At 43.5% G+C, this 14,490-nt stretch carries 8 protein-coding genes, 2 tRNA genes and 1 pseudogene; 8 read left to right on the top strand and 3 right to left on the bottom strand.

Features of this window, described 5'->3' with window-relative positions:
- The first annotated feature begins 12 nt into the window (after window positions 1-12).
- The 6 genes and pseudogenes from ACSNJE_RS06555 to dnaA form a co-directional block, all read left to right on the top strand.
- Window positions 13-3,060 carry a type III restriction-modification system endonuclease gene (locus tag ACSNJE_RS06555; RefSeq protein ID WP_495252316.1) on the top strand — a complete coding sequence of 1,016 codons (3,048 nt, stop codon included), beginning with the start codon at window positions 13-15 and terminating at the stop codon, window positions 3,058-3,060.
- Between the two features lie 262 nt (window positions 3,061-3,322).
- The gene (locus ACSNJE_RS06550; RefSeq protein WP_495252258.1) at window positions 3,323-5,986 is read left to right on the top strand and encodes a TrlF family AAA-like ATPase; all 2,664 of its coding nucleotides are present in this window, start codon (window positions 3,323-3,325) and stop codon (window positions 5,984-5,986) included.
- A gap of 11 nt (window positions 5,987-5,997) precedes the next feature.
- Window positions 5,998-7,170: an RNA-binding domain-containing protein gene (locus ACSNJE_RS06545; RefSeq protein ID WP_495252257.1), complete on the top strand. Its 1,173-nt coding sequence runs from the start codon at window positions 5,998-6,000 to the stop codon at window positions 7,168-7,170.
- Between the two features lie 3 nt (window positions 7,171-7,173).
- Window positions 7,174-8,478, top strand: a complete 1,305-nt coding sequence (locus ACSNJE_RS06540; RefSeq protein WP_495252256.1) for a hypothetical protein — start codon at window positions 7,174-7,176, stop codon at window positions 8,476-8,478.
- Between the two features lie 54 nt (window positions 8,479-8,532).
- Window positions 8,533-9,198 (top strand): hypothetical protein, encoded by a 666-nt coding sequence (locus ACSNJE_RS06535; RefSeq protein WP_495252255.1) that lies wholly within the window; start codon window positions 8,533-8,535, stop codon window positions 9,196-9,198.
- Window positions 9,199-9,224: 26 nt separating this feature from the next.
- Window positions 9,225-10,229 (top strand): annotated as a pseudogene (dnaA, locus tag ACSNJE_RS06530) (chromosomal replication initiator protein DnaA); the annotation flags it as partial.
- 189 nt (window positions 10,230-10,418) lie between these two features.
- On the opposite strand, the gene ACSNJE_RS06525 reads toward dnaA, so the two are convergent.
- From ACSNJE_RS06525 to ACSNJE_RS06515, 3 genes are all read right to left on the bottom strand, one after another.
- Window positions 10,419-10,507: transfer RNA gene (locus ACSNJE_RS06525), tRNA-Leu, on the bottom strand.
- Between the two features lie 104 nt (window positions 10,508-10,611).
- A tRNA-Cys gene (locus tag ACSNJE_RS06520) sits at window positions 10,612-10,686 on the bottom strand.
- A gap of 126 nt (window positions 10,687-10,812) precedes the next feature.
- Complete coding sequence (locus ACSNJE_RS06515; RefSeq protein ID WP_495252254.1) at window positions 10,813-12,534, bottom strand: cytochrome c3 family protein; 1,722 nt, start codon at window positions 12,532-12,534, stop codon at window positions 10,813-10,815.
- Window positions 12,535-12,674: 140 nt separating this feature from the next.
- Here ACSNJE_RS06515 and ACSNJE_RS06510 point away from each other — a divergent pair, with 140 nt between their 5' ends.
- Complete coding sequence (locus ACSNJE_RS06510) at window positions 12,675-13,265, top strand: tetratricopeptide repeat protein (RefSeq protein ID WP_013119969.1); 591 nt, start codon at window positions 12,675-12,677, stop codon at window positions 13,263-13,265.
- On the top strand, window positions 13,262-14,251 hold the full coding sequence (locus ACSNJE_RS06505; RefSeq protein WP_495252253.1) for a 6-bladed beta-propeller: 990 nt from the start codon (window positions 13,262-13,264) through the stop codon (window positions 14,249-14,251). Before ACSNJE_RS06510 ends, ACSNJE_RS06505 begins: the two co-directional genes overlap by 4 nt.
- Window positions 14,252-14,490: the final 239 nt, after the last annotated feature.

The following is a 14,490-nucleotide window of genomic DNA, read 5'->3' as shown; positions in this document are numbered from 1 at the left end:
CGGGTGAAAATGATGAAGCTGAAATTTAAACACCAGCAGTTCCAGATAGATGCCGTCAATGCTGTGGTTGATTGTTTTGCAGGCCAGCCTAATACAGTATCAAAATATACTCTCGACAGAGGGAACAGGCCATTTATTGCCCAAATGGAAATTGAGGCATTTACCGACAGGTATTCCGATGCTGTTGGTTTTAAGAACAAGGAACTGATGATTACGGACCAGGATGTGCTGGCAAACATTCAGAAGGTGCAAAAGCGGAATGGATTGAAGGTTTCGGAAAAACTTGAGGGCAGATATAACCTGACCATTGAGATGGAAACAGGTACGGGTAAGACCTATACATACATCAGAACTATGTTTGAACTGAACAAAAAATATGGCTGGAGCAAGTTTATTGTTGTCGTACCGTCTATAGCTATCCGGGAAGGGGTCTATAAGTCATTCCAGATTACCGAAGACCATTTTATGAATGACTATGGCATGAAAGCGCGGTACTTTATTTATAATTCCAAACAGCTCCATAATATTGAGAGTTTTGCCAGTGACGCCGGCATTAATGTGATGATTATCAACTCCCAGGCCTTTAATGCCCGGGGCAAAGATGCCCGGAGGATATATATGGAACTGGATGATTTCCAGTCGCGCCGGCCTATTGATGTAATTGCCCAAACCAACCCCATACTCATAATTGATGAGCCTCAGTCGGTGGAAGGTGAAAGGACCAAAGAAGCGTTAAAGGCCTTTAACCCCCTGTTTACTTTGCGCTACTCGGCTACTCACAGGCAGGAGTACAATAAAATTTATCGCCTTGATGCCCTTGATGCCTACAACAAAAAGCTGGTCAAGAAAATCCAGGTCAAGGGGATTTCAGTAAAAGGTTCTACCGGTACCGAAGGATACCTGTACCTTGAGGGCATTGACGTAAGCAGCAAGAAGCCTCCTGTAGCCCGCATTGAATTCGAGAAAAAGACGGGCGCGGGAATCAAGAAAGTGCCCTTAAAGGTAAATGCCGGTGACGACCTCTATCAGCTTTCCGGGGGATTGGAACAGTACCGTGGTTATGTTGTTTCAGAGGTAAACGGTTATAAGAACACCGTCAGTTTTTTAAACGGATTGACTTTATCCGCCGGAGATGTGCAGGGCGATATACACGACCTGACTTTCAGAAGAATCCAGATCAGAGAGACTATATTGTCCCATTTTGAAAAGGAAAAATACCTGTTTCACAAAGGGATTAAAGTCCTTTCTCTCTTCTTTATTGATGAAGTGGCCAAGTACCGACAGTATGATAAGGAAGGCACTGCCTTAAACGGCGAATACGCCCGGATTTTTGAGGAAGAATATACCAGGATACTTAACGAATATCTTTCTCTGTTCAATGACGACCCATACATAAAATACCTGCAGGGTATCAGTGTTAAAGATACCCATAAGGGATATTTCTCCATAGACAAAAAAACAAACCGGCTTGTTGACTCCAAAGTATCCGCCAGGGAAACAGAATCAGATGATGTGGATGCCTATGACCTTATTATGAAAGATAAAGAAAGGCTTCTGAGTTTCGAGGAACCAACCCGTTTCATTTTTTCTCATTCCGCCCTGCGGGAAGGCTGGGACAACCCCAATGTATTTCAGATATGCACTTTGAAACACAGTGATTCCACCATAAAAAAGCGCCAGGAAGTCGGTCGGGGGTTGCGTCTTTGTGTTAATATGCACGGTGAAAGGATTGATTCCAGCATCCCCGGCATAGACGTGCATGATGTCAATGTTCTAACGGTTGTAGCCAGTGAGTCTTATGAGCAGTTTGCCAAGCAGCTCCAGGCAGAGATTGCCGAAACTCTGGCAGACCGGCCGCAGAAGGCTGACATACAGTTCTTCCTTGACAAGGCAGTTACCAATGAACGGGGAGAGACAATTCGTATTGATGAGCATCTCGCCAAAAAGCTGAATAAATTTTTTTACAAGAAGGACTACATTGACGAAGATGACAATCTGACCCAAAACTATTTTACAGCAGTGGAAACAGACAGTGTGGAAGTTCCGGAAGAGTTTAAGAATCATGTCGAGGCGGTAGTCGAACTGTTAAAAGAAATATACTCTCCGGACAAAACAAGTTTGGTTGGCGATGAGCGTAAGGGAAATGTTAAAGAACTTAAACCAAATGATAATTTCTACAAAAAAGAATTTCAGGACCTGTGGAATATAATCAACCGGAAAACAGCCTATACAGTCAGGTTTGATTCTGATGAGCTGGTTAAAAAATGTATCGAAGCTATCGATCAAAAACTGGCTGTACCCGACATTCAGTTCCGGGTAAAATACGGTGAAATGACTAAGATTGATTCCAGGGACCGGCTTAAGAAAGGCGAAGCTTTTGAAGTTAAGGAAAGTTACGGGGACAGCGTTTACAACTATGCTATTTCCCAGCACAAGTATGACCTTATTGGCAAATTGGTTGACGAGACCAGGCTGACCAGGAAAACCATCGTCAGGATACTGACCGGAATCAGCCCGGCTAAGTTTGCATTGTACCGGAAGAATCCGGAACAATTTATCATTAACACGGCAAGGATCATCAATGAGCAAAAAGCCACTACTATTATAGAACACATTACCTATGACGTTGTTAACGATACCTTTGACACAAGTATTTTTACCCTCAACAATATGAAGGGGAACCTTGGTGCAGATGCTATCGAAGCCAAAAAACATATTTATGACTTTGTTTTAACGGATTCCAAGGTAGAAAAACAATTTGCCAGGGAACTTGATACCGGCAGGGAAGTATGTGTTTTTGCCAAGCTGCCACGGGGATTTTTCATTCCCACCCCGGTGGGTGATTATAACCCCGATTGGGCCATAGTGTTTAATCAAGGTGACGTTAAGCATATTTATTTTGTCGCAGAGACAAAAGGTTCTATGGATTCGTTGGAATTAAGAGAAGTTGAAAAGGCCAAAATTTATTGTGCCAGGAAGCATTTTGAGAGCATTAGCACCGGTAATGTAAAGTATGAAGTGGTCAATAGTTATGAGAAGTTGCTGGAAATAGTGAAGTAGTGCGGTTGCTTTTGTCATTGCCAACACCCTTTACGTAGACATTATCAATACCGGCACAAAATTGAGCATGGAGGAGATGGAGAAGCTGAATATTTTGTTTCAGGCAGACGACAGGGCCAGTTATATTGAAAAGATGGTGAGGAAGATTCTGGGGTGGGTCCTTCTGGTGTTGTAGAAAAATGTTATATTCTCTGGTTCAATTGCTACTTATAATGTCATGTGGTAAAATTTAGTTGCAAACCAAAAGATTGGGGGGTTCCTGGTGCTTGATTTTTTAAACAGTCCCAATGGCGCTAACTATGTGAAGGCAGATTTGCACATTCATACACCAGTCGATAAGAATTTTAAACTCAACGGGTTAAACTGTTCTTCTGAAAAAGAAAAGCTGGCTGTTGTCGAAAAATACGTGGAACAGTTTAAGAGTCGGGACCTTAAAATTGTGGCTATTACGGAACATAATGATGTAACATGGCTGGAGATGATTAGAAGAGTAGCTGAAAATGAAGGCATTGTGGTTTTCCCAGGAGTTGAGATAAGTACTAATAACGGAAAAAGAGGTATTCATATACTGGCCCTGTTTGACCCGAGTTTTCCAACTGAGCGGCTTGATCATATGCTGACTGCTGCCGGTTTACCCCCGCATAAAAGGTTGGACAATGGAAATGTGCTGCTTTCCTCATTAACCGCAAATGAGGTAATAGAGGTAGTAAACGAATATGGCGGCATATGTATAGCAGCCCATTCAGTGGACAACAACTCGGGACTGTTTAAGGGATGTGAAGGGGATACCTGTGCCGAAATCTATACCAACCCCGACTTGCTGGCAGTGGAGATTCCTGGTGGGAGGGAGGAATTGTCGGCTGGGATAAAAAACATAATCAACGGTAAGGACCCTCAGTATAAGAACAGGGACATTGCCTGTCTGAATTCGTCTGATGCCCGGTCCATTGATGCTATAGGGTCGAGGTTTACTTATATCAAGTTAAGTTCATTTACTATCGAGGGACTGAAACAGGCTTTTCTGGACTGGAGGTCACGGATCAGGCTGCCTGTGGAAAAAACCGATTTCTATTTCCCCAAAATCCTGGGGGTTAAATGGGAAGGCGGTGCCTTCCTTGGAGGAACCGGTATTCACTTCAACAATAACCTGAATTGCCTAATTGGCGGGAAAGGGACAGGGAAGTCTTTTGTCCTGGAAACAATACGGTACGCCTTTGGACAGGAACCCATTGGAAAAGATCACAAGAACGCTTTCAACAGCCTGCTTAGAGATGTATTTAAGCCTGGCTCCAAAATTACAGTGGCTGTAGAAGATGAGCACGGAACAAAATATTTCATTGAAAGGACGTACCCTTACGGCCCTGTTGTAAGCAACAGTTCCGGCGAAGTTATTCCCGGTTTGGCGCCGGGTGATGTGTTTGCCCCTGAGATATTTGGCCAGAAGGAGATTTACGAAATATCCCGGCATGAGGATTTTCAGCTTAGCCTGATGGATAGTTTTTACAGGAAAGAGTTGGATAATCTGGAAGAAGAAGAAAGACTGATACTTAAACTTTTACGTGAAAACCATGTTAACATTGAGAAAACATCTGATATAATTTGCAGGGTCGAGGCCAGGCTTTCTGAACTGCCCAGGCTTCAGGAAACCATAAAAAGGTTAAAACAATACCGGGTTGCTGATAAGTTTGCTGAAAAAAAAGCTTACGACAAGGAGAAAATTTTGTTTGAAAGGGTTCAGCAGGAAATTGAACAGTGCCTGAGGAACCTTGAGGCAGTGAAAAGCGAACTTGAAATAAACCCCGAAATAATTCAGGCCGCGGACCTGGAGAAACTCCCCAATGCTCAGCTGTTGTCGGAAGTAAAAACTTTGCTGGCGAATCTCAACAAAGGTATTGCTTCAACCTTAGCCGGACTTGAACGGCAGATTGTCCATAGCAAGCAAGAAGTGGAAGGGATTAAAAATAGATGGAAACAATTATTTGACAGGCAGGAAGAAAAATACAATGAGTTGTTGCGGGAGCTTCAGGCTCGGAATACCCCCTTTGACCCGCATGAATATGTGGCAACCGAGGAGAAAATTACCAAGTTACTGCCTCTGAATCAGGAACTGGAAAAATATCGGGAACAGCTTAGACAGCTAAAAATTTTCAGGGAAGTGAAACTTACCGAACTTCAGGAGAACCGGCGAAAACAACATTCGGTGAGGGTGGACAAGGTTAGGGAACTTTCGGAAAAACTGGCCGGTGTATTAAAAATATCGGTTGAGTATGAAGGCTGTAAAGAATTTCTGGTAGATCATATGTCTCAGCTTAAGACTAAAATACCTCGCGAAGTGCTAAGAAACTTGGTTACCAGGGATGATTTCAATTTATTTGAATTTGTAAAAACCATCCGGTTGGGGCCGGAAAAGGTGACAGAAAAATATAACTTGAGCCCTGGATATTCTCAGAATTTATGCCGCCTTGATGAAACAGAATTATTTGCGCTCGAAACTTATAAGGTATTGGACAGAATAACTATTGAATTAAATGTGGGAGGCAAAAACCCGGTATACAAAGCAATAGACAAATTATCAATAGGCCAGAAGTGTACAGCAATACTGACCTTAATCCTATTAAAAAATAAGATGCCGCTTTTAATTGACCAGCCAGAAGACGATCTTGATAATAAATTCGTATATGATGAAATCGTAAAGACTTTGCGGAAAGAAAAAGAGAAGAGGCAGTTTATAATTGCTACCCATAACGCCAACATCCCTGTGTTGGGGGATGCTGAACAGATAATAGTCTTGCAGGCGTCGAATGATAAAGGGCAGGTCAGTATTACAGGTTCAATTGATGATAATCAGATAAAAGAACCTGTAGAACAGATTTTGGAGGGTGGCAAACAGGCATTCCAACTGAGAAAACAAAAATATGGTTTTTAGGAGGTCGCAGGGTGACTAAACTGGAATTACTGGAAATAATAACAAACGGAGAAAATTCCGCTGTTGAATTTAAGAGGGATACTGTAAAGAATACTGACTTAGCAGAAGAAATAGTCGCATTTTCCAATACCGAGGGTGGCATGATCCTTCTGGGAGTTGAAGACGATGGGCAGATTATTGGCACAACACGTGCGGATATTGAAGAATGGTTAATGAATATATGTTCCCAGAGTGTAATTCCGGCAGTTATTCCGCATTTTGAAAGAATAAGGGTAGATGAGGGAAAATGTGTTGTAGTACTGAGGGTTCCCAAGGGAGTTAACAAACCCTATCAAACATCTTCCGGCCGATTCTACATCAGGGTGGGAACAACGAAGCGGCTGGTCAGTAAGGAAGAGCTGGCACGCCTTTTTCAGATGTCCGGTCTGGTCCACTTTGATACTTCCCCTGTTTATAATACTTCTAAAAAGGACCTTAATATGAATAAAATCCGTAAATACTATCTCGACTTCAACCAGTTTGACTTGGATGAAATGTTGCCTGATGATGCTGAAAAAATACTGTTGAACTCCGATATTATGACCGAAGTTGAGGGGGTTAAATACTGTACAGTCGGTGGGCTTTTAATTTTTGGGAAAAATCCGGAAAAACATTTGCCTCAGTCAGGAGTATCATTTGCAGTTTACGACGGAAACGAAATATCCTCAAAGTTATTGGATAAAAAGAATGTTGAAGGAACCATTGACGAAGTTGTTGATACTACCAGCCGGCTTATCAAAACAAGTTTGAGGGTGCCTTCTGATATAAAAGGTTTAAAAAGGGAAGATAAACCTGTGATTCCTGATGTTGTTATCAGGGAAGTACTGGTTAATGCTGTGGTTCACAGGAATTACAGTATTTCCGGTTCAAAGATAAGGGTTTTTGTCTTTGTTGATCGTTTGGAGATTATCAGTCCTGGCCGATTACCAAATACTGTTACCGTTGAGAAAATGAAAACCGGCGTATCTTTTTCCCGGAACCCTTTTCTAATGAAATACATGGAAAACTTCAGGTATGTTGACAGGCTGGGTAGAGGGGTTCCGATGGTAATATCTGAAATGAAAAAAAGCGTAGGTATTGAACCGGTGTTTGAGGAACGAGGAGAAGAGTTTTACGTAAGTTTGCAGTTTGAGAGAATTAATTAAAAAATGAGTAACAAAAACCCCGGTTCCAATGGAAGTGGTTGTGATAATGTGAGGATTTTCCGTTGTTTTGACATTAGGCCTAACGATATGGACAAGTCCTTTGCAGCTTGTTTTAACAGGGTAGAGGCGCTTTTTTATAAGCTTGCCGGAACAGATAGCGGTATTTTCTTTAAACTGGTTGACAGACTGTCCGGACAAGCAGCTTCAAACCTGAAAAAAGATATTTCAGTGTTGAAGGATTACGAAACCATTGTGAAAGAATACCTGGAATGCTACGACCAGGACTGCCCTGTAGAACGTTGTTTTGACGAGGAATGTATCAGAGAAACAAGTGTTTTTTCCAATATGGAACACCTTTTAGCAAACGGCGGCGCGGCGTCTGAATTCCAAGACGCGTTGAAGAAAGTGGCGGAAGGCCTACCGCAGCGTTTCCCGTTTCGTAGGGTTATGATTGTTTTTAGCGGCATTGACTGGTTTGAAAGCCGAGCACATGTTAATCCTCTCAGGTTATCGCAATGGTGGCATCTGCCGGACCGGACAGACTTATACTGGCTGCATGAATTTTATGTTTCGTCAATTATTTTATGGGCTTACCAGGTAAATGACCATAACTGGCAATGGGGAACTCGTATCGTGATTGAAACAGAGGTTCCTCCACCAGACAGCGAGCATATGCCTGACCTGCCGGCTAAAGTGTATAGTTATATTGAAGAATTGGGAGAAGTCACTTATCAAAGGCTTTGGGTTGTGCCGGAAGAGGAGGAAAGAAAGCGCTTGGAAGAACGGGAATTGCAGGCCCAGCAGGTATTGGTCGAAATTGACAGCTATTTAGGCTATCATATAAAAGATATTATGTTCCTTTATCAGCTTACTCCCATCTGCGGGGAGAAGAAATACCCGGACGGGACCTTCTTTACCGGCTCAACGAGGTCATTACTAAGCACTGTCTTTACGCCCAGGGGGTACCGGTATATACGGTCTTTTACCGAGGGGTGTTTTGAAGGGGTGGTCAAAAGGACCATTAATAACAATTATATTGAACTGGATTTTTCAGGAGCCTGCGGGGTGGAAGCCTTTTGGTTTGCATTCAAGCTAAAAGGCCTCTTTTGGGAAAAAGGGCTGCTGGTAACCATTCCGGCAGATAAACTATATGGCTGTTCAGGGTGGATAATTCGGGATGCTTTGGATAGGGAGCGTTATTTTCAATATGCCGCCAGGATAACCGAATACCTGGAAGCTCGGTTGGTCCCAAGATTAGAGAAAATCTACGGGGCTTCACCAGCCTGGTATGATTACTGTTATGAATGACAGAATCACGTAGAACAGCAATGCAAGATTACCCGCAACAGGGAGGCCAGACCAATGAACACAAAAACGGTTTTCCCTATCGAAAAAGTACAACAGTTGCGCGAACGGGCAATTAAAGCGAGAGAAGACGACCTTATCCCCCCGAACGGTTGGAGCAAAAGCGCTGTGGACCCAATGAGATTGCTTGCCGTGTTTTCATCTTTGCGCATGAAAGAAGGGTATATTTTACGCGCCTACCAATTTAGGGAAGGGGGAAACGGCAACGGTTTTGTCTGGGCAATGCCGGAAAAGGCACCTTTTCCGGAGCCTGAAGAATGTGAGCGGATGAGGGGCCATTTCCTGGAGCCGCCAAAACCTCCGGGAGCGCTGGATAATTTCATGGAGGCTATTGAGGGAGATGGAACTCCCTGGTCCTATTTGTCAGCCTCCCTCTTTGCCCGGGAGGCGCGGGAATTCGGTGCCAGGTGGCACGGGTGCTCCTGGAGCACCCACACCATATTGGGCAGTGATCCTCACTATCCGTGGCTGGAGGTACATCCCGAGGAATGGCGCCCCGTTGTAATTGAAGAAAAGGGGTCTGTCACTGTTTCATTTTATACCTACAGTGGGTTACAGATAGAAGCTGTATATTTGCATACGGACAGCTACCAAGCCGGTAATTACGCTTTTAAGTCTGAGAAAATAATAATTGGCAAGGGGCCGCTGGGATACATTTTTTAAACCATTTTATGGAGGTTGGGTTAGGGATGTTAAGTATTAACCTGAGTGAATTATGGCAGAATGCGTTGTCGATAATGAAAAAACAAGTAAGCAAACCATCTTTTGAAACGTGGCTTAAAAGCACTGAACCGGTCGATATCAATAATCATACAATGACCATCCGGGTCCCTAACGCATTTGCCAGGGATTGGCTAGAGACCCGCTATTATAATCTTATAAAAAATGCATTAAAAGAAGCAGCAAATCTGAAAGTGGAGCTTTCTTTCATTTTCCCTGAGACAGGTGAACAAATGTCAGAGTCGGAAATTAATCCTTCTGCACCGCCGACCCGTCTTAATCCCAGATACACCTTTGATACCTTTGTGGTTGGCAACAATAACAGGTTAGCTCATACGGCGGCACTTGCAGTAGCAAAATCCCCGGCCAAAGTTTATAATCCTCTTTTTATTTGCGGTGGGGTTGGGCTTGGTAAAACGCATTTAATACAGGCGATTGGCAATTTTGCCCTTGAGAATAATCCCGGCGCCAGGGTTGCTTATATTTCCGCGGAGGCATTTACGATGGAGTTAATTAACGCCATTAGGGACGACCGGACGGCAGAGTTTCGAAGTAAGTATAGAAATATGGATATACTTATAATTGACGATATTCATTATTTGGCGGGTAAAGAAAGGACCCAGGAGGAATTTTTTTATACTTTTAATGCTTTATACGAAGCTAACAAACAGATTATCGGGGCCGGAAAACAAGCTCCAAAGCAATTGCCTGGATTGGATGAAAGTATATGCTCAAGGTTTGAGGGTGGGTTAATTGCAGATATCCAGCCGCCTGACCTGGAAACCCGGACAGAAATCTTAAGGAAAAGAGCCGAAGCAGAAAATGTACATGTCCCCGGTGATGTAATTACGTACATAGCTGATCAATTTCATTCGAACACCAGGGAATTGGAGGGGGCCTTAACCAGGATAATTCTTTTTGCTTCGGTTAAACAAAGCCAAATTACTCTGGACCTTGCCGATGAGGCTTTAAAAGGTATGTTCGTATAGAAGGATTATCAAATTAAACAGGCCTGGAAATATAAATTCAGGGAGGTTTTTTATGAGCGCAGAACGTCAATTCATCGGCAAACAGGACAGACGCAGTTGGCCACCTGCCCAGGCATTGTGCAGCTTTGGCCTGCATTTGCAAATAAAAAAAGCCCTCTCAGGCCTCTTCACAAGTGGTGCCCGGGACCGGAATCGAACCGGTACGGGATTTAGGTCCCGCAGGATTTTAAGTCCTGTGCGTCTGCCAGTTCCGCCACCCGGGCATTTTTAGTTAACAGTAGACAGCTAACAGTTAACAGTTGTTTAAAGTTTCCTCATCAGAGGTAACTACTAACTGTCATTTGTTAACTGTCAACTAATATAAAATTGGAGGCGGCACCCGGATTCGAACCGGGGATAAAGGATTTGCAGTCCTCTGCCTTAGCCACTTGGCCATGCCGCCACCTTATCTGGGCAATTGACAAGTATTATATTAACACAAACCAAACGCCAAGTCAACTCCAAAGCATTTGAAATTCGCTGGTAACAGTGGAAAAATGCATGCCGTTTGCATGGCAGTTTTGACAAACTATTTTTTATGGCAGTTTTGACAAACCTCCATATTATCGCCTCTCTTGAGCATGGTTGATTTGTCGTTGAGTAACCCGTCTCCGTTTAAATCATAGTGTGAATCATTCGTTCCGGTAGCTACCGTTCCGTGGGCGTAATGGCAGGTAACGCAGAGTATAGCCCCGTTTTCCACGTACTGAACCGGAGCCGAACCTGATAATGTCCCAACGGCCCTGTTTTGCTGGTCATAGTATTCGGTGGGCAGGTCCGTGGTCAACGACCAGGGTTCATAGGTAATGGTATTAACCGTGGCATAGGGACCTTTGATGGCGACACCAACAGCATGTCGGTAATAATTTTTTGTGGATATGTGGCCTGAATTTTCCGGCACTATATAGTCCTTGTGACAGCCGCAGCCTACATTCATGTTTTTAATATAGTTAACCTTTTCCTCAGTTGCATTTGGGTTCACGGCAAAAGCCTGTACTGTTCCGATTTTCAGAAGGCGGTAGGCATTCTTTTTGGGGTGGCTGCTGTGGCAGCTTGTACACGTCAGGCGGATCTGGTTATGCCCCCCGCCCGGAGCAATACTGGTATTAAAACTGCTGACGCTATGGGTAGAGGTAACTTCCGCGCCGTTCCACGTATTGGCGTGATTGCCGGCGTACAGTTTCCCGCCTGACTCAATGCCAAAAGCTCCCGAATTGGATTTGGCGTAAGAGATGGCTGTAATCCGTCCGTCAGCATCTATTGAGCCGGCGACAACTATTTCGCCTGTATCCACGTTATACCTGCTGCCTGTATTAGCCAGGCCGTGGCAGGTCCGGCACAGGTCTTCAACGGTGGCTTCCTTGAGCAGTTTGGCCTGCTCGGCGGAATGCGTCACATGGCAGGAAGCACACAACTGCGTATTGTCCAGGTAATTTATATGAGCGTTAGAACCTGGCGGATAAACCGGAAAGTAAGTTTCTGTGGCGTCGGCATGTACAACCTTGTAGTAAACAATACTCCAGTTTTTCACACCTGTGTCAGTATAGGTAAAATAATTGCCCGGAGCGGGCGAGCCTATGTTCAGATTGTTCCAGTTCAGTCCGTCAAAACTTTTTTTCAGGCTGTCGCCGGCCTGATATTTCCATTTGACGGAGATGTCGGAAAACGATGGATCGGTATTGGGCGTTACAGTGACACCGAATTCATCCTGGGCAGTTCTTGGTTCCCCGTGGGGGTCGGTATGGCAGTTCTGGCAGGAAGGTTTCTTGACGATTGCGCCGTAATTGCCGTGGCAATTGCTGCTGATGCAGGAAATATTGCGCTGAATGTAACCGTGGTCGTCTCCCGCCACGCCGGTTTTACCGTCGGTGGCCCAGTCAGTAACCGACTGGTTGCCGTGGGACTCATGGGTGACATTGGTGTGACAGGCTTTGCACCAGACCCTGCGTACGGTGTCTGTCAGGTCCGTGTAGTGGCAAATCGCACAGCCTGTTTTCTGTTCGGTGGTTCGGTACCAGTCGCCTCCTTTGTGGTGGTAAATATGGAGGCTGTCAAAACCGGCATTGATGGAATTGGGGGTATCCCAGGTCGTGTGGCCGTTATGACACAGGGTACATACAGAATTTCTGTCGATCAGTTCCGTCTGAAAGTCCACGTGATGACATTCAGAACAGTCTGTGGCAGCAAAAGCCCTATTACTTAAACCAAATAAAATTAAAAGGAAAAAAAGGGACAGTAATCGTATTTTCATCGTCTTTTCTCCTTTGTGCAATATTTTACCGAATCAGTACTTAGTAAAATTATACCATATAATGTAATATTGGAAAACAAAAAAGGAATATTTTAAAAAACGGAGAAAAAACAAAATATAAAAGGTTCAGTCGGGAGGGAGTGAAACTGCAAAGAAATGCATTAATATTTTTAATATCAGTTATATGTTTTTTTCTTTTAACTGGATGTTGGACAAAAACACAAGGAGAAAAAAGGATCGATTATTACAAGGGGTTAATAGAACAGGAGCCAAACAATCCCGTACATTATACCAATTTAGGACGGGTATTGTTTGAACAAAAAAAATATGAGGATGCTATCACCTGTTTTAAAGCTGCCTTGAAGATTAATCCCAATGATTCGACAGCTCACTATAACCTTGCATTGGTTTATTTTGCAAGGGAGGAGTGGCAGAAAAGCAGGGCCGAGCTGGATAAAATTTTAAAAGCGCAACCAAACCATACATTAGCTTTGTTACAACTGGGCGAAGTTAACCTTAAATCAGAAAATTATGAAGAAGCACGCCAGACCTTCAAAAAATGTTGGAAACTGGAACCTACATCGGCAAGCGCTTTAAAGGGATTGGGCGACAGCTACGTGGGCTTGAAACAGTATGAAAAGGCAAAGGCGGCATATAAACTGGCGTTGAGGTATGTGCCTGATTATGGGGAAGTCAGGGAAGCACTGAGGCGCCTGGAGGAGAAAAAATGACAGATAGACAGAGGCAGTTGAAGATATCTCTTCTTCTGGCAGTTGGAATAACAATTGTATGTGGGTTTATTACCTGGTTAATTTTCAACAAATCTGAGCAAACTTTTTCTTCCCCATCAGGTTTTGGACAAAGATTGCCCGAGGTGGCATATAAATTTACTATTGGGGGCGACGGTAGTACCGGGCCTTATAAATTATCGGAACCCATGGCAGTTGATGTTGCCGATAATGGCGACATTTACGTTGCCGATACCCTGAACAACCAGATTAAAATTTTTGATAAGGAAGGTAAATTTAAAAAAAGTTTCGGGGGCAGGGAATTGTTTTACCTACCTTCCGATTTGGTTATTGGCCCGGAAGGTATTTTCGTGGCGGATAGCAAAAATTCCAGGATACAACTTTTTTCTCTGGAAGGTGATTTTAGAAAGACCTTTGTCAGCCCGGAAATAGGCAGGCAAATTGGAGCCATGATACCGGTTGCCCTGTATTGTTCCAGCGACGGTACCCTCTATGTTACCGATGTTTTTTATCAGCGGGTTATTATTTTTGACCCCAAGGGCCAGGTAGTTAAATACTTCGGAGTGCCGGGAAGCAGGGAAGGGAATTTGCTGTATCCTAACGGCATAACCGTTAATGAAAAAAAGAAACTGATTTATGTAGCCGATTCCAACAATGGTCGGATTCAGGTGTTTGATTTAAACGGTCAGTTTAAAGGTATCTTAAAAGAGGACGGCAGGGTATTATTTTTAAACATGCCGCGAGGGATTGTAACTTTTGATGACATCGTATTTACCGTTGAAACTTTTAGTCATCGGGTATCTGCATTTAGAACCGATGGCGCAAATGTATTGGAAAAGGCCGTTTTTGGCAGCCGGGGATTAGGCGACGACCAGATGAATTTTCCTAATGATATAGCTTTAAAAGGCAATGTGCTCTGTGTTGCGGACCGGGCAAATGATAGAGTTCTTGTTTATGAGCTAAAATAAAACTTTCACTTTTCGTGAAAGTTTATATTTTTTATTTAAAAAAATAGATTTTAATTTGGTATACATCATACAATATACTAAAAAGAACATCTAGAACCAAAAACTTGGGGAGATGATATTATGTGTTGGGAAGCTTGCATCTTATGTGAACAATGTGAAAACTTTAAAAACGGCTGTTCCGGACAGGTAGGAACCTTTTATAAGGAACTGTGCCCCTTTTTTACAGAGGACCCCGAAGT

The sequence above is a fragment of the Thermincola sp. GK-1 genome (assembly GCF_059412445.1).
This window is presented reverse-complemented; position numbering and strand designations above follow the sequence as displayed.